21 protein-coding genes and 1 riboswitch are annotated in these 16,787 nt (G+C 38.3%); of the genes, 15 read left to right on the top strand and 6 right to left on the bottom strand.

The genetic code is table 11. From position 1 onward, the window contains the following. Positions 1-65: 65 nt before the first annotated feature. Positions 66-380 (bottom strand): DMT family transporter, encoded by a 315-nt coding sequence (locus AC6CHJ_RS15010; RefSeq protein ID WP_147197004.1) that lies wholly within the window; start codon positions 378-380, stop codon positions 66-68. Continuing rightward, positions 380-721, bottom strand: a complete 342-nt coding sequence (locus tag AC6CHJ_RS15005) for a DMT family transporter (RefSeq protein ID WP_147197006.1) — start codon at positions 719-721, stop codon at positions 380-382. Before AC6CHJ_RS15005 ends, AC6CHJ_RS15010 begins: the two co-directional genes overlap by 1 nt. Before the next feature lie 53 nt (positions 722-774). Next, positions 775-871, bottom strand: a riboswitch (guanidine-I (ykkC/yxkD leader). Positions 872-994: 123 nt separating this feature from the next. On the opposite strand from AC6CHJ_RS15005, the gene AC6CHJ_RS15000 reads away from it, so the two are divergent. Then, positions 995-1,924, top strand: coding sequence for a 1,4-dihydroxy-2-naphthoate polyprenyltransferase (locus AC6CHJ_RS15000; protein WP_147197008.1), 930 nt, complete (start codon positions 995-997; stop codon positions 1,922-1,924). Positions 1,925-1,945: 21 nt separating this feature from the next. After that, complete coding sequence (locus tag AC6CHJ_RS14995; RefSeq protein WP_147197010.1) at positions 1,946-2,803, top strand: putative RNA methyltransferase; 858 nt, start codon at positions 1,946-1,948, stop codon at positions 2,801-2,803. Between the two features lie 228 nt (positions 2,804-3,031). Here AC6CHJ_RS14995 and AC6CHJ_RS14990 read toward each other — a convergent pair whose 3' ends face one another. After that, the gene (locus tag AC6CHJ_RS14990) at positions 3,032-3,511 is read right to left on the bottom strand and encodes a VanZ family protein (protein WP_147197012.1); all 480 of its coding nucleotides are present in this window, start codon (positions 3,509-3,511) and stop codon (positions 3,032-3,034) included. 178 nt (positions 3,512-3,689) lie between these two features. Between AC6CHJ_RS14990 and AC6CHJ_RS14985 the strand changes: the two genes are divergently transcribed. From AC6CHJ_RS14985 to AC6CHJ_RS14950, 8 genes are all read left to right on the top strand, one after another. Beyond that, complete coding sequence (locus tag AC6CHJ_RS14985; protein WP_498289166.1) at positions 3,690-4,682, top strand: YecA family protein; 993 nt, start codon at positions 3,690-3,692, stop codon at positions 4,680-4,682. A 136-nt stretch (positions 4,683-4,818) separates the two neighbouring features. Beyond that, positions 4,819-5,007: a hypothetical protein gene (locus AC6CHJ_RS14980; protein ID WP_066790425.1), complete on the top strand. Its 189-nt coding sequence runs from the start codon at positions 4,819-4,821 to the stop codon at positions 5,005-5,007. 336 nt (positions 5,008-5,343) lie between these two features. Further along, positions 5,344-5,634: a helix-turn-helix transcriptional regulator gene (locus AC6CHJ_RS14975; RefSeq protein WP_066790422.1), complete on the top strand. Its 291-nt coding sequence runs from the start codon at positions 5,344-5,346 to the stop codon at positions 5,632-5,634. A 156-nt stretch (positions 5,635-5,790) separates the two neighbouring features. After that, positions 5,791-6,330, top strand: coding sequence for a signal peptidase I (gene lepB / locus AC6CHJ_RS14970; RefSeq protein ID WP_066790420.1), 540 nt, complete (start codon positions 5,791-5,793; stop codon positions 6,328-6,330). Between the two features lie 10 nt (positions 6,331-6,340). Continuing rightward, the gene (locus AC6CHJ_RS14965) at positions 6,341-6,808 is read left to right on the top strand and encodes a low molecular weight protein-tyrosine-phosphatase (protein ID WP_498289165.1); all 468 of its coding nucleotides are present in this window, start codon (positions 6,341-6,343) and stop codon (positions 6,806-6,808) included. Between the two features lie 144 nt (positions 6,809-6,952). Continuing rightward, complete coding sequence (gene ypfJ / locus AC6CHJ_RS14960) at positions 6,953-7,801, top strand: KPN_02809 family neutral zinc metallopeptidase (RefSeq protein ID WP_066790415.1); 849 nt, start codon at positions 6,953-6,955, stop codon at positions 7,799-7,801. A gap of 131 nt (positions 7,802-7,932) precedes the next feature. Continuing rightward, positions 7,933-8,646, top strand: a complete 714-nt coding sequence (locus AC6CHJ_RS14955; RefSeq protein WP_066790412.1) for a YebC/PmpR family DNA-binding transcriptional regulator — start codon at positions 7,933-7,935, stop codon at positions 8,644-8,646. A 126-nt stretch (positions 8,647-8,772) separates the two neighbouring features. After that, complete coding sequence (locus AC6CHJ_RS14950) at positions 8,773-9,348, top strand: YdcF family protein (RefSeq protein WP_498289163.1); 576 nt, start codon at positions 8,773-8,775, stop codon at positions 9,346-9,348. A gap of 105 nt (positions 9,349-9,453) precedes the next feature. On the opposite strand, the gene AC6CHJ_RS14945 is transcribed toward AC6CHJ_RS14950, so the two are convergent. Further along, a complete protein-coding gene (locus AC6CHJ_RS14945) occupies positions 9,454-10,476 on the bottom strand; it encodes a YecA family protein (RefSeq protein WP_498289162.1) in 1,023 nt (340 codons plus the stop codon). Between the two features lie 222 nt (positions 10,477-10,698). Between AC6CHJ_RS14945 and AC6CHJ_RS14940 the strand changes: the two genes are divergently transcribed. The 4 genes from AC6CHJ_RS14940 (at position 10,699) to AC6CHJ_RS14925 (ending at position 14,332) form a co-directional block, all read left to right on the top strand. Continuing rightward, positions 10,699-12,396, top strand: a complete 1,698-nt coding sequence (locus tag AC6CHJ_RS14940) for a M3 family oligoendopeptidase (RefSeq protein ID WP_498289160.1) — start codon at positions 10,699-10,701, stop codon at positions 12,394-12,396. A gap of 179 nt (positions 12,397-12,575) precedes the next feature. Then, positions 12,576-13,655, top strand: coding sequence for an AI-2E family transporter (locus AC6CHJ_RS14935; protein WP_498289158.1), 1,080 nt, complete (start codon positions 12,576-12,578; stop codon positions 13,653-13,655). Between the two features lie 23 nt (positions 13,656-13,678). After that, positions 13,679-14,146, top strand: a complete 468-nt coding sequence (locus AC6CHJ_RS14930; protein WP_392996721.1) for a hypothetical protein — start codon at positions 13,679-13,681, stop codon at positions 14,144-14,146. A gap of 24 nt (positions 14,147-14,170) precedes the next feature. Next, positions 14,171-14,332, top strand: coding sequence for a hypothetical protein (locus AC6CHJ_RS14925; RefSeq protein ID WP_190323509.1), 162 nt, complete (start codon positions 14,171-14,173; stop codon positions 14,330-14,332). A gap of 48 nt (positions 14,333-14,380) precedes the next feature. On the opposite strand, the gene AC6CHJ_RS14920 is transcribed toward AC6CHJ_RS14925, so the two are convergent. Beyond that, positions 14,381-15,382, bottom strand: coding sequence for an inorganic phosphate transporter (locus AC6CHJ_RS14920; protein WP_147197028.1), 1,002 nt, complete (start codon positions 15,380-15,382; stop codon positions 14,381-14,383). Positions 15,383-15,397: 15 nt separating this feature from the next. After that, positions 15,398-16,018 (bottom strand): DUF47 domain-containing protein, encoded by a 621-nt coding sequence (locus AC6CHJ_RS14915; protein WP_066790398.1) that lies wholly within the window; start codon positions 16,016-16,018, stop codon positions 15,398-15,400. 241 nt (positions 16,019-16,259) lie between these two features. On the opposite strand from AC6CHJ_RS14915, the gene AC6CHJ_RS14910 reads away from it, so the two are divergent. Next, complete coding sequence (locus tag AC6CHJ_RS14910; RefSeq protein WP_392996723.1) at positions 16,260-16,787, top strand: NfeD family membrane protein; 528 nt, start codon at positions 16,260-16,262, stop codon at positions 16,785-16,787.

Here is a 16,787-nt window from a genome sequence, read left to right as displayed (position 1 = left end):
ATCTCCTCTTTTGCTCTATTATAGCTAAAAAAATTTTCAGAATATAGATTCTGCACAAAAAAGAATTAAGAAGCTAGTTTTAATCCGACAGCTGCAGTCAAAATCATGATGATGAAAAGAATACGACGCCAATTGGTCGACTCGCCAAAAAAGATCATGCCAACCAAGGCGCCACCAACTGTACCGATTCCAGTCCAGACGGCATAAGCAATCCCCATCGAAACAGTGTTCATGGCATATGACAATAATAAGAGGCTGACACCGAAGCTGATAATTAGGAGCAGAACCGTCGACAGTTTTCGATCTAATTGAAAACGGTTCATCATTGCAACTCCAAAAACTTCACAAAATCCAGCCAATATAATAGCAACCCAAGCCATTATGAATCACCCTCCGTCTCTGTTGACGCTGGCGTGACCAATTTTAGGCCTATTACTCCTGCCATTAAAAGAAGTAGCAATACAATTTTTATAGCATTAAGCGATTCACCAAATACAAAAGCACCTACGAGTACAGTGCCTGCTGTCCCTAAGCCTGCGAAAACAGTATAAACAGTCCCAACAGGCAAATATTTGCCTGCTACTAATAAAAGATAAAAAGTAAAACAAACAGCAATGACAGTCACAATCCATGCAAGTGGCGTGTGGGCATGTTTCAAGCCGACAACCCAACCTACTTCAAACAATACTGCGATTAAAACAATTAACCAATGTCTAAGCATAATATCTCCTTTCATGGAAAAAAGCCTGAAGAATACTGATGCGAACATCAGTAATCTCCCAGGCTTTTCTCCTTCCGTGGCATAGCAATTGCTATGTGATTTCTCTCGGACCAGACCAAATCACATTGCGGAACCCTAGAAATCAATCATTTATTTAATTAGCCTTATTCTAACAAATCATTTAGCCAAATTCAAACCACAATCCTTTTTGGCACAGTAGCGAAAAATCAGTTAAGATAGAGTAGTTATACAAAGTAGAAAGGAAGACTTACGATGAATCAAACTTCTTCACAGATTGAGGAAATTAGCACATTTAAGTTAATGTGGCAGCTGACTCGGCCCCATACATTAACAGCTACTTTTTCACCAGTCATATTAGGGACAGTACTTGCGCTGTTCGATATTAAAATAAATTGGCTTTTATTTATTGCGATGTTGGTGTGCTGTTTATGCCTCCAAATTGCTACAAACCTATTCAATGAATATTACGATTTCAAACGTGGTTTAGATACGGCTGAATCAATTGGGATTGGTGGTGCGCTTGTTCGTCATGGGACGAAGCCAAGTACTATATTGAATTTTGCCTTGATACTATATGCATTAGCTGTCGTTATAGGTGTATATATCTGTATGGAAAGCAGCTGGTGGCTAGTTGTTATTGGTCTTATAGGTATGGCAATCGGTTACTTTTATACAGGTGGGCCTTATCCGATTGCTTATACGCCATTTGGTGAATTATTTGCAGGGCTCAGCATGGGTTTTGCATTTGTATTGATATCTTACTATATTCAAACAGGGGATATTAGTTTAACAAGCGTTCTAGTTTCCGTCCCTCTTGGCATTTTAGTCGGTGGTATTAACATGGCAAACAATATTCGCGATATCAAAGAAGACACAAAAGGCGGACGAAAAACGTTAGCAATACTAGCAGGGCGTGAAAAAGCAATTAATATATTAGGCTGGTCATTTATCGTTTCATATCTTTGGATGATCGTACTCATCCTTTGTGGTATTGTCAGTCCTTGGTTGTTGGTTGTGTTGATTAGTGTACCAAAACCTATTAAGGCCATTAAAAGCTTTAAAGAAGCAGAATCTAATCCGCCAAAGTTGGGCCTAGCGATGAAGTCCACAGCTTTGACGAATACGCTTTACGGACTACTTTCTTCTGTAGGCTTATTACTTAGCTATATCACGGGATATTAAAATTTGCCGGGAGGTGTTTTGATGGGAATGACGAAGAAAGAAGCGAGCGCCAATTATATGCGGAAACACCAAGATATATTGTCTTGCCCTCTTTGTCAAAAAGAGATGAAGGTCACAGAGGAGTCCACCGTGATCTGCGAAAATCGCCATACATTTGATCTGGCAAAGCAAGGCTACGTTAATTTTATGACTCATCCTGCTCCATCTATGTACGGCAGTGAACTTTTCAATGCAAGAAAAAAGGTTATTGATAGAAATCTCTATCACTTGATGTATGAAACAATCGTTGAGCAGTTGAATCTTTATGAAAAAGATTTGACTGTATTAGATACAGGCTGCGGTGAAGGCTCCCATCTGGTAAAAATAAAAGAAGCTTATGAGCAGTCTGGGACATACAAAATGCACGCTGCTGGAATTGATATTGCTAAAGAAGGTATAGTGGCTGCTGCCAAAAATTACGGTGGAATGATGTGGTATGTGGGTGATTTAGCTAAAAGCCCATTTAAAGACCAAAGTTTCGATTGTATCTTAAATATCCTTTCGCCTGCTAATTATAGTGAGTTCCAAAGGCTTCTAAAACCCGATGGAGTCGTGGTCAAAGTCGTGCCACAAAGCGGTTATTTGAAAGAATTAAGAGATCAATTCTTTGTAGATGAAGATAAAAAGACATATTCTAATGCCAAAACGGTTGAACGATTTAAAGAACAGTTCAAAGAAGTAACGGTCGCTCGCATCACAGCAACCTTGCCGCTTGAAAAAGAACTCGTACCAGATTTAGTCCATATGACACCGCTTGGCTGGCATCAAAAGGAAGATATAAACGAGAAATCATTAAGTAAGGTAACTATTGATTTGGACGTATGTATCGGCAAGTTTTAATGAAATGCTGGTATAAGCTGAATTAGAAGCTAAGAAGAACAAACTTAAAGATAGAAATAGAAGGCGTCGATTTCTGTAGGAATAGCTTGAGCTGAAATTCCCACAGGTACGTAGTGACGAGAAGACTGTCACCGAATACAAAATAATAAAAAGATAAACCGAACAAATGTGAAATTATCACATATAGTTCGGTTTTTTCATTACCTTATTTTTTTGTCATAGTCACTTTTAATGTGCTTTCTTTTTCGCACGTCGTTTCACAAGGATTGAGATGCCATTCCAGATGAGCAATAAGACAATGGCTCCACTAGTGTCTAAGAGTACATCTTGATAGGAAGCGGTACGTCCTGATGTAAAATACTGATGAAATTCATCTATCACCGCTAAAAGGCATGCTGCCAAGACAGCTAAGACAAAACGATACTTTCTTCTTGGTAAAGCAATATATACAGCAATCCCAATGGCACCAAATGTAAAGAAATGGGCAGCTTTTCGACATAGGAATTCAAGGAAATAATAGTAGCCTCTTGTATCTACAGAGATATCCATCCCATAGTAATAGAAGTGAAGTTTTGATAGTAAACCTCTGAATGGTTCATTTGGAAAATATGCTTGCAAGGTAGGGACAATAGTTTGCTGCTCATAGGATTGGCTTGAAGAAATAAAGATAGCCAAAATTAGAATAAGGAGCGGGATATATTTTTTCATATAAAAACAGTAACACACTTATAGTAAAAATTCATAGATTTTATGTAAACTTTCACTAGCTATCAAAAAATGATATGCTAAAAAAGCTCTTTATTTTTAATAAAGGCTTCGGTCAGTAAACCAGCTATAATTAGCGAAGGCTTGCTGCCGTAAGAGCAGGATAAAGGAAGTGTTAAGAATGCCAGGACGTAATGATCCATGCCCATGCGGGAGCGGAAAGAAATACAAAAAGTGCTGTGCGCAAAAAGCGGCTATAACAGTAGAAGATGTTTATATAGAGGAATTAGATCGTGTATTGCAAACTTTTTACGATGTGTATCCGTTAAGGAAAGACTATCAATCTTATATACAAATGGCGGATGAATGGAAAAAAAGCCTCTCCCCTTACTTAATTGAGGAGATGACAGAGGCCATTGTAATGGATTATTTCTTTTTCCATGAACGTACTGATATATGGACAAGTTATTTAGAGAAAACTAAAAAAGAAATGGTTCGACCTAAAACAATTGAAGTTCTAGAGACATGGAATCATCCGTATATGATTCTAGCTAGAGTTGTTGGAGTAGAGGACCACTATATTGTTGTTGAAGACATACTGACTAGAAAGCAAGTAAAAGTAAGAAGAGAAGGCGAAAAACCAGTTCCGCTGGATGTCCATGTTTTCTGCTTTATCTTGCCAGATGGTTCTGGAATGGAAGAGAGCTATTTAGCCATTTCAAGCATGATCTTCTTCCCGAAAGACCAACAACAGGTATTTGATACGTGGATCACGAGTTTTAAAGAACAAGAGCAAAGTGCAGAAGAGTTCTACAAGGCACATTCAATTGAATTGTGGGAGAGCTTAGGGGAAAATGGCTTTGACGGTTTAGAGTTTACTGATTTCGAAGCAGATGTCTTCTTAAAAATAGAAGCATTCTTGGAAGAACGAAATCGTCCATGGGAAGAACTTGTAGATATAGTAGAAGACTATGTAGTTGAAATTCAGCCAAAAGCCCGAAAAGCCGTCGCCATCGCCGCAGGTGCCATCCGTTTTGGTAGCGAGGTAGGGCTATTCGAGCCTGTTGGAATGACAATCAAGGAAATAGCGGAGGAGTTTGGAGTTTCTGCTTCTTCTCTAAACAAATATTATAACGAAATAAAATCTTACTCAGAAACACGCGCGGCACAATAAAGAAAACTTTCATAAAGAATGTAAAAAAGCCTATTGGAAATATAGGCTTTTTGCATATTATTTTATATACAGAACGGTAGAAGATTCCTATTGCTAATGATAAGATGAAAAAAATAAATAACAGGAAGTGAGAGCCATGTTAAAAGGACTGCCATTTTATGTAGTATTAATAGCTATCGGTTCATTAAGCATTACGTTCGCTGTCACAAGAGATATCCCTATGAAAATGCAATGGGTATTGCTTATAGGCGGAACGTTAATCAATATTATCAGCCTGATTGCACTTATGATTTTTTTGGCAAAAAGTGACCGCCAGCCCAAATAAGAATAAACCATTTAGAATATTATCCTAAAAATATGATAAAAGTTATTACACTTTTAGAAAATTTAGATTACAATAGAATGAATGGCAAATAAATAGAGTCAAAACCCACCATTGTTAGTTTATGCAATGGAGCAACTTAAATTATAAGAATATTAACTATATTTCAATTTTCTGTAAATTTAATGTTGTATAGTCAATATTCTTGTTTAATCATTCCATTAGTTACTTACAATAATTTTAAGAGGGAATTTTTCATCTATGTTTATGCAACAATTAGCGGAAGTAACTACTGGCAAGGAAACAGAAAGCCTAATAATTCTTTAAAGGAGTGGTCTAGTGGTTACTTCAAATGTATATGACCCACAAGATGAAAATGTAGTACAACAAGAAAATTCACCAGATGCAATGATGGCAGTAAAGCGTAGTGAATTAATCTTTAAATATCGGATGGCTGTCGGTCTTACGCAATCAGAGCTAGCACAGCAAGCAAATGTAACGCAAAAGACAATTAGTCGGATTGAGCGTGGAGATCGCAATGTAAGACAAACAACATTGAAAAAAGTGTATCAAGTATTAGGTATACCGGATGAGGAGCTAGAGGCACTAAAAGCACAGCTCAATACATAAGGAAACAATGACCATATTTTAGGTAACATGTACACCGATGTAGCTAAAAGGATTTATTTGGAGAATAATTTGTTTTTTAAATGACAGTTCCTTCTTGCTAGTGGCATAATATGATAGAGTTATTAAAGAAGGCCGCACATATAGAAGGTGATAAAAATGGAAAAAAGAAATATAGGCAAGGAATTGCTGTCATGGGTTTGGCCAATATTGCTTGCAGTCATTATTGCTGTAGTATGCAGACAGTTTTTGTTTTCTCCTGTAACGGTCAAAGGTGAGTCAATGGAGCCTACTTACCATAACAATAATAAAATTATTATTAGTAAGGTCAGTCATATCGACCGTTTTGATATTATTGTTTTTGATTCACCCGTTGAAGATGACCATTACATTAAGCGAGTTATCGGTTTGCCCGGCGATACAATAAAAGTAAAAGATGATCAATTGTATATCAATGGGAAGAAGTACAAAGAGCCATACCTCAAACAAGGCATTAAGGAATATGAAAGTCTAGGCGACAACTTTACGGAAGACTTTACATTAAAAGAAGTGTCAGGTGTAAAGAAAGTACCGAAGAATTCCTATTTCGTACTGGGTGACAACCGCCAAAACAGTAGCGATAGCCGCGACTATGGCTTTATCAAAAAGTCAGCTGTTACGGGAGAAGTGAAATTCCAATTCTATCCGCTGAAGTTCTAGGAGGTAAATGATGAAAACTAGCGTACTTTTTGTGTGTCTGGGGAACATCTGCCGCTCGCCAATGGCCGAAGCAATCTTTCGCCACCTCGTGGAAGAAAAAGGGTTAACAGACGCATTTGACATTGATTCTGCTGGCACAGGTGATTGGCATATAGGTGAAGCGCCACATGCTGGAACAGCACAAATTCTTGCTCAGTATCAAATACCTGCTAAAGGCATATTTAGCCGCCAATTAAAGCAAGAAGATTATAGTCGCTTTGATTATATTGTTTGTATGGATGACAGCAATATTCAAAATGCCCTGCCGATGCTAGGTGTAAAAGAAAGTCCTAAGGTATTTCGTCTGCTTGATTTGGTCGAAGAGAAAAAAGATGTGCCAGATCCTTATTTTACGGGCGACTTTGAGGAAACCTATCAACTTTGCTTGGCAGGCTGTAAGGCATTGCTTGAGAAAATTGATGCTGACAAAAACAAATGACAAAATGAGATTCTTATTAAAACTGAACGCAAAAATGCAGAGTCAATTGCATTTTTGCGTTTTTTCTATTTTCGCTAAGTGTCTATAGGGGAATAAAACGGGGTATAAATAGATGGACTTCAATAAGGGCGGGTGATTTTTCTAATGGATTGGAAAGGAAGAAGAGAAAGTAAAAATGTAGAAGACCGTCGGGGGATGAGTGGACCTGCAGTTGTAGGTGGAGGCCTTGGCGGCATTGGTATTATCATCGTGATTATTTATACATTACTTGGAGGCAATCCTCAAGATATATTAAATACTGATACGCAAGCTCCGCAAAGCCAGAGTACCGGATATAAATCCACTGCAGAAGAGGATGAATTAGCGGACTTTGTTAAAGTCGTTCTCGCTGATACTGAAGATGTTTGGACAGATGTATTTGCAAAAGAAGGAAAAACCTATAAGGATCCAACGCTTGTGCTCTTCACAAACAGTGTCCAAACAAAATGCGGTAATATGAGCACAGCTGTCGGGCCATTCTACTGTCCAGGCGACCAAAAGCTATATATAGATCTATCGTTTTATCAGGAATTGAAAAACCAATTTAAAGCACCAGGAGATTTTGCTATGGCCTATGTTGTGGCGCATGAGGTAGGCCACCATGTGCAGTATCTGCTTGGCACCTCCTCCAAGGTTAGTGCACTTGAACAGAGAGCATCAAAGGCAGAGGCGAATCGGCTATCCGTCAAGCTAGAGCTTCAAGCAGATTATTATGCTGGGGTATGGGCGCACTATGTACAGGGTGAAGGATATCTAGATAAAGGCGACTTTAAAGAAGCTCTTACAGCTGCCAACGCAATTGGCGATGATACACTTGAGAAGAAAGCGCAGGGCTATGCAGTGCCAGAAACCTTCACGCATGGTACATCAGCTCAACGAATGAAATGGCTAGAACGAGGTTATAAATACGGCACCATTGAAGATGGCGACACTTTCAATGCGAAAGATCTGTAGCAGCTGTAGATAGATAGGCTAGCTTTTTCATTTTTCAATTATAGTGTATAATACAACAGTAATTTAATGGCTTATTGAATATGAAAAAGCAATTAGCATATCTATCGATTAAAAGAAAGAGAGTGAATCCGATGGGACGTAAATGGAATAACATTAAAGAGAAAAAAGCAGCAAAAGACCAAAGCACATCTCGCATCTATGCAAAATTTGGACGTGAGATCTATGTTGCTGCAAAACAAGGCGAACCAGATCCAGAATCAAACGGCGCTCTAAAAGTTGTGTTAGAAAGAGCGAAAACATACAGCGTACCAAAACATATCATTGACCGTGCAATTGAAAAAGCAAAAGGCGGCGGTGAAGAAAACTATGATGAGTTACGCTATGAGGGATTTGGACCAAGCGGTTCCATGATCATCGTAGATGCACTTACAAATAACGTAAACCGTACAGCGGCAGAAGTGCGCGCTACTTTCGGGAAAAACGGCGGAAATATGGGTGTCAGCGGTTCTGTAGCTTATATGTTCGACACAACAGCCGTATTTGCCCTAGAAAACAAATCAGCTGATGATGTACTCGAGCTATTAATTGAGTCAGACGTTGACGCACGTGATGTATTCGAAGAAGGGGATACAACTATTATTTATGCAGAGCCTGATCAATTCAATGCAGTCCAAGAAGCATTAAAAGCACAAGGGATTTCTGAATTCAATGTAGCGGAGTTAACAATGCTTCCACAAACAGAGGTTGAGCTACAAGGCGAAGATTTACAAAAATTTGAACGCCTGATTGAACTATTGGAAGACCTAGAAGACGTACAGCAAGTGTATCATAACGTAGACTTGTAAAATAAATGGTAGAAGGCCTGGTATAATTAATTGCCAGGCCTTTGCTATAGGGTGCTAGATTAAAAGAGATTTATAGATTCTATTAAAATACATAACAACATATAAAGTATAAAGGAATGGTATGAGGTGAAAAGGAAGAAGATGTGGATTACAGTAGTCATAGTTTTAGTAATCGCTGGCTTTTGGGTATTGACGTCAAAGTGGCTAGCTGAAGGGGAAAAGCCAAGAGCAACAGGTGCTAACAAATATCTAGTGGTCCTGGGGGCAAAGGTGAAAAAGGGAGCGGTTCCATCTAAGTCATTGGCATATCGTTTAGATGCAGCACTCGAATACGCTAAAAAGTATCCTGAAGTTCTGATCATTGTAACGGGTGGACAGGGTCCTGACGAGGATGCGACAGAAGCTTCTGTGATGAAAAACTATTTAGTAGACAGAGGGATAGATGAAAAAAGAATTAAGCTGGAAGACAAATCTACTACGACATATGAAAACCTCGTAAATGCTAAAAAAATAATTGGGAATGAGAGTAAGAAAATCACAATCGTTTCGAATGACTACCATCTGGCACGTGCGAAAATGCTGGCAGAGAATGTGGGATTAGAATGTGATGTTATTCCTGCAAAAACACCGAAAAGTGTGGAAGCAAAATCAAGATTAAGGGAACGTTTGGCTCTTTTAAAAACAGTTGTCTTAGGGAAATAAAAAATAGCCACCTCGCAGGTGATATGCGGGTGGCTATTTTTATTAGTGCCTGTTCTTTCTGAAAGAAAGAACAGAAAGGATGGAAAGCCATGTTGGCTGTTCTATCTATTTGTTAATATATTCACTAATTTGGTCGCGGTATTTGGAAATAGAAGAAGCGGACACAGTGAAGTAGCCTGCTACATCTTTCACTTTAACCAAACCGCCTTCTGGAATTTCACCATTTGCTTGTCCAGCTAAGACAGCGCCTGCAGCAACTGTTTCAGCTTTTTTCGCTTTGATTGCTGTCTCTTCAAGGAAGCTTGTTAGCAATTCAATAAATGCAGGTGCCACTAGTTTATGTTCTGTTAAATAGCGGTCTGTTAATGTTAGTACCTCAGTTGTAAAAGGTGATAAACTCACAGTGCTATCAACTGTGGAAGCTACTTCGTCATCTGCGCTTTTTATTTCCTGAGCTGCTTCCTCTACAGGTAGATTTGCCTCTTCTACAAATGATTGATAAAGATCAAGTGAATCTTTATAGCCATTTTGAAGTTTTGAGCATAGAATCTCTGTGACATTTTCTTTATCTTCTGGAATAAATACAACACTGCTCGTAGCAGTAAGGCCATTTTCGCCTTGGCGTGCATCAGGCATAAATATACCGAATAACCAATTGCCGGAGAATGTTTTCGATGGAGTGCCGCTCATTACGTAACTTTTGTTTGTCACCATATCTGTAATAGAGATAGTTTCTGGTGTTTGGGCATCCACTTTTGCCAGCATATAAATAGGTTTTAGCCATGAAGTCAAAATATCGCTCACTTGCTTGCGAGTTTGCAATGTTAGCTGTTGATTGATATAGCTTTGCCAAAGTTCAAGATGGTCGATGTAAATGTAAGTTTCCATCGCAATTTTATCTATTAATTTAATTGAAAAAGTTTGTTGTAAAGAATCTCGCCAAACTTGATTTCTTTTTTCTAATTGACGGTAATCTGCAGGATGGAAAGATTCCTTCACAAAGCCCTCCACAATACGATCAATCTCTTCGCTTACAAGTGTAGTAATATCGCCTTGAGCGTTTTTACCATGACACTTTTTGTATTTCTTTCCGCTGCCGCATGGGCAAGGATCATTACGACCTATCAATGTATTGCACCTCACTTTAAAAATTGCACATAGAAATAGGTTAGCACAATTTGAAGAAAAAAATAAGTATTATAATTTTTCCAGCGTCAAAAACTAAACAAACTATCAAAAAAGAATGATTTTCATAAGAATAGTTGAAATTTTTCTGAATATAATAAATAATGTAATCAATACTTCGCTTTACGAAGAGTACAAGTACATAATAGAAATGGGGAATAGTAGATGCTTACATTTAATGAATATCAATATACACGCCCAGACTTGGAAGACATGAAGAAACAATTTAATAGTCTTCTACAAGAATTCAATGAGTCAAAAACGGTAGAAGTGCAAAGTGATGTGATTGAACAAATCAATCGTTTGCGTAATGATTTCTCAACGAAATATAACTTGGTTTATATTCGTGCTTCTATCGACACAAACGATGAATTCTATCAAAAAGAGCGAGACTATTTAGATGAAATTACACCCGAAGTGGAAGAATTAACAACGAATTACTATAAAGCCCTTATTGCTTCCCCTTTCCGCAAAGATCTAGAAGAAAAGTGGGGCTCTCAATTATTTTCGCTAGCAGATAACCAAATCAAGGGATTCTCACCGGAAATTATGGATCTTATGCAAAAAGAGAACAAGCTAACATCTGAGTACTCCAAATTGGTGGCGTCTGCACAAATTTCTTATGATGGCAAAGAATTGACGCTTGCCCAACTTGGTCCTTATACAGAGTCTACAGACCGTGCGACACGGAAAGAGGCGAATGAAGCTCGCTTTGGATTCTTCCAATCGCATGAAGAAGATTTCGATCGTATTTATGATGAATTAGTTAAAGTGCGCCATGAAATGGCAGTCAAACTTGGCTATAAAAACTATGTAGAGCTTGGCTATGTCCTGATGAACCGTATTGATTACAACGCAGACATGGTTAAGAAGTACAGAGATCAAATTCGCGATGTAGTGGTTCCTTATGCAACAGAGCTTAGAAAACGCCAAGCAAAACGAATTGGTCTAGAAGATTTAAAGTTCCATGATGAGGGGCTGAATTTCTTAAGTGGCAATGCAACGCCAAAAGGAACGCCAGAGTGGATTGTAGACAACGGCAAAAAGATGTATGACGAGCTTTCTCATGAAACATCTGAGTTCTTCCACTACATGGTTGACCATGAGTTGATGGATTTAGTAGCGAAAAAGGGGAAAGAAAGCGGTGGTTACTGCACATTCATCGAAGACTATGACTCGCCGTTTATTTTTTCAAACTTCAACGGCACATCTGGGGATATCGATGTATTGACGCATGAAGCGGGTCACGCTTTCCAAGTATACTCAAGCCGTAAGATTGGAATACCAGAATACCTTTGGCCGACATTTGAATCAGCCGAGATTCATTCTATGAGTATGGAATTTTTCACATGGCCATGGATGGAATTGTTCTTTAAAGAAGACACAGAGAAGTATAAATTTGCGCATTTAAGCGAGTCACTTCTATTCTTGCCTTACGGTGTAGCCGTCGATGAATTCCAGCATGTCGTGTATGAAAATCCGGAAATGACACCGGAGGAACGAAAAGCTGCGTGGAAGAAAATCGAAGGTATCTATTTGCCACATCGTGATTATGATGGCATCGACTATTTAGAAAAGGGTGGCTTCTGGCAACGCCAAGCACATATTTATAACAGCCCGTTCTATTATATCGATTACACACTTGCTCAAGTGTGTGCATTCCAATTCTGGAAGAGATCTCGTGAAAATCATGAGGAAGCATGGAAGGATTATATCCACCTTTGCAAGCTAGGCGGAAAAATGTCCTTTACAAAATTGGTGGAAGAAGCAAATCTTGTTTCTCCATTCGAAGATGGCTGTGTAGATTCTGTTATGGTTGCGATTCGCGACTATCTTGATAGTGTAGTAGATGACCAATTATAGAATTATATAAACTGAAAATCCCGTTGCTCTCTAAGAGTACGGGATTTTTTTATTGAGCGTAAGGTGGCTATTTTCAGTTTATAGTTGAATAGCGTATACTGATATAAGAATATATAGTGAAACGTCAATTATTGTAGTTTTTACAGACTGTTATTAATGCCGAAGAGGAAGTGAACCATTTGACAAAGAAACTATGGTTTCAAGCGGGTGTCGGGATTCTATTAGCTCTATTGATTATTAAATATTTTCTAGAGATTAAATCCCTTTTCTATCCGATTGCAGTCATACTAAGTGCTATTTTTATTCCGTTGCTAGCTGGGGGCGTTCTATACTATGTCACAGAACCTATTCAGCGCTTTTTAGAAAAAAGAAAGTTTCCAAGATGGGCAAGCATCTTATCTATACTGGTCATTATAGGGGCTCTTATTTATGCGTTTATCGCCGTTGTTGTGCCGCCAATCAATAACCAAATTAATTATTTAATTAAAGCAGCACCAAATCTTGCGAATGAGCTTTCGGATATGATTGATTCTATCTTAAAGAATCGCGAAAAATTCCCCGACCAGTTGAATGATGCGATTGAACGAATCACCAATTCGATTCAACAATACGCTGTTTTTACAAGTAAGTTTTTGGTACAACTCATTTCAAGCATCGTATCAGGTGCCTTCATTTTAATCCTGGTACCATTTTTCTTCATCTACATGTTGAAGGACCATGAGAAGTTTGCGCCTGCCATCTACAATTTATTCTCAGGCTCACGTCGCCAATGGGTGAAAAAAACGTTAACAGATATTGATGATGTATTACGTAATTATATCCAAGGTCAAATATTGATCAGTTTTATACTAGCGACCCTTATTTTTATCGGCTATAAAATTATAGGTCTTGAATACGCGCTTCTGCTTGCCATGTTTGCGTTTTTCATGAATATGGTGCCATTTATCGGTCCGTGGGTTGCACTTGTGCCAGCCATCATTGTAGGCTTCTTAGACGATCCTATGAAAGCTGTATGGGTTTGTGTGGTAACACTTGTCGCTCAGCAAATTGACAGCAACTTTATCACGCCAAACATTATGGGTAAGACGCTTGATATTCACCCGCTTACCGTGATTACGATTATCTTAGCTGCAGGCAATATCGCTGGGTTTATCGGAATTTTACTCGGAGTGCCTCTCTATGCAGTCGGTAAAGTCATCGTCAAAAATATCTATGAACATCGGAAAGATATTAAATCTGCGGCTACTAAAAATATATAGAACGATTTTGAAAAGGAGATCATATGCTAACATTTGAAGAAAAACAACATATCATTGAGAGTTTTAAAGAATTAACCCGTAAAGAGATATCGATGGGTCGTTTAAATTACCACTTTGAGGAGAGCCAATTTGAGAAGAAGATTGTAGTAGAGAAGCTTCACCCAAACGGTAATGGCTTTGTTTATGTTGGCGACTTGCTGCGTTATCCAACAGCCCAAAAAGGTCTTGTGAATATTAGAGATTTCACAGAGCAAGAACTGCGAGAAGTGGTCGAGGATTCAATCATGTATCTTTCAGAGGTTGACGAACCTGTAGAGGAAGAAAAATTTGAACAAACCTGGCTTAATCGAGACAAAGCAGAGCTTTTGCTTGTAAATGATGATCCTTATTGGAATATTTATCATGGAGAAAATTTAGAGGAAAGCTTTGGTACACGCGATGATGCTGAAGACTATTTATATGCAGAAGGATTTAAGCCGTCTGCCCAATAATAATGAATAGAAAAGGAGAAGACTATGTCTGGTAAAAAGATGACATTCCTAATCATTGGAATTGTTCTTGTATGCTTAATCTTAATCTACCTGTCTATTGCGACCTTCTTTAAAAATAATCCTCACCAACCTAATCAGACTGGCCATGCAACAGAGCTACATGTGGATAATAGTATTAGAGGATAAATAAGAAAAGCCGCTCCTAGGAGCGGCTTTTTGTATAGCAAAATACTATTACATAAATAAGTTAAAAATATAAAAAATCAAAGCGCCAAGCAATCCGGAGATTGGGAGTGTAATAATCCATGTCATGACTATTTTACGTGCCACGCCCCATTTAACGCCTTTTACATTTTGTGCAGAACCTACACCCATGATAGAAGAAGAAATAACATGTGTTGTAGAGACAGGCAAATGGAAATGGGTAGCTCCAAAAATAATGATTGCTGAAGATAAATCAGCAGCCACCCCATTTACAGGGCGAATTTTCATGATTTTGCCACCGACTGTTTTGATAATTTTGTATCCACCGATAGATGTACCCAAGCCCATAGCGGTTGCAGCGCTAATTCTTACCCACATCGGCACATCTCCGCCTTGGTTCACGAAACCGCCGGCAATTAAAGCCATAGTAATGATACCCATCGATTTTTGGGCATCATTCGTTCCGTGTGAAAAAGATTGTAGAGCAGCTGTGAAAATTTGCACTTTTCGGAACGAATTGTTCATACGGCTTAAGTTGCGATCCTTAAATACGAATTTAAACAGCGACATCATAAGGAAACCACCAATGATCGCGATAAAAGGAGAGAAGATTAGCGCCTTAAAAATTTTCCCAAATCCTTCATAGTTGATCACGCCGAATCCAGAAGATGCAATCGCTGCACCTGCAAGCGAACCAATTAAGGCATGCGAGGAGCTAGACGGGATACCGAAGTACCAAGTCAGTAAGTTCCAAATGATTGCAGATAGCAATGCAGCTAAGATAATAACAACACCATGTTTTAAGGCGAATGGATCTACAATGTCTTTTGCGATTGCTTGGGCTACCCCTGTAAAGGTTACCGCGCCGATAAAGTTTGCTGTAGCTGCCATAATAACGGCTGTACGAGGTGTTAACGCACGTGTAGAAACGGCAGTGGCAATCGCATTGGCTGTATCATGGAAACCATTAATAAAGTCGAATAATAGAGCAAAGATTACGACCAGTACAGTTAAAATCAGTATTGTATTCATGTATTACTACATCTCCTATGCGTTGCGCATGATAATCGTATCCATTGCATTGGCTACGTTTTGGCAATAGTCAGCCACTTCTTCAAGCTGTTCGTAGATATCTTTAAATTGAATAATGCGGATAGGATCTTTTTCATGTAGGAATAGTTGCTTAATGGAAGTACGCAATACTTCATCGCACTTACGCTCATAATCTTTAATTAAAATGGCATGATCGCGCATATTAATTAGTTTTTTATTTGCTAAATGCTGCATAGCAGCAGCAATTTCGTCGGTGCTTAACACAATGTATTTCAAGAAATCTCTCATATAATCATCGACTTCTGTAAGTGAAAACATTTCAAAGTGGGCAATGCAGCCTTCCACTCCATCTAGAATGTCATCCATCCGTACAGCTAATTCCAAAATATCTTCACGCTCGATTGGGGTCATGAAAGACTTGTTCAACATTTGAATAAGGTCATGGATCAGCGAATCGCCATCTGTTTCATATTTCTTCAGCGTAACGCTGAGTTCTTTTAAACCCGCAATGCTTGTAATTTTAAAGTCATCTGCATAATGAGATGCTTCTTTTAAATTCTCAGCAATTTTCAATAATGTTGCAAAGAAGGGATCTTCTTTTTTTGTGCTAAACATACAAAGCCTCCTAATTATAAAAACCGGTAGATGTTTTAAATAAAAACACAACTATAATAATAACAAATTGCGATATAAATCCCTACAAATTTCGTCATGGTCCGATTAAAATTTACATTCCCGTAATATTTAGATTGCACACATTTAAAATTAAATAATCAGAAAAAATGAAACTTTTGACCTCCTGAACCGTAGATATAGATAGTAACGAAGAAAGCGAGCGAAGAAGGGGGTGAATTCAATGGATTTTCACACTTGGTCGATTGAACAGTGGTATTTAAGCTTATTGATTATTTTAGCGATTTGTATGGTCTTTTATTTGTTTTTTGGCGATATGGTTGAGGGCGTAGGAGAAGGTATTCCTTTTTTTAATCCGGCAGTCATACTTGCATTTTTAACCTTTTATACTGCAACGGGGTGGGTCCTTGAAACTTTCACTGCACTAAATAGTATAAGCATTGCCATCATTTCAGTAATTGCCGCTATTATTTTAGATATTCTTTTATATTATTTTGTGCTTATTCCTTTAAAATCAGCCGAAGTTTCCATGGCCTATACAGAAGAGTCTCTTGGAGGGCAAGTAGGAAAAGTTATCGTACCGGTGCCGGTTGATGGATATGGGGAAGTTGTGATCGAGACGGTGAATGGCATTATATCAAAAAGAGCGGCAAGCTATGATCTTGTGGAAATACCCTATGACGCAAAAGTATTAGTTATAGAAGTAAAAGAAAGTACTGTATTTGTAAGGGAGTATAGCCCGATTTTCTAA

The organism is Rummeliibacillus sp. GQ308 (assembly GCF_059759115.1).
This window is presented reverse-complemented; position numbering and strand designations above follow the sequence as displayed.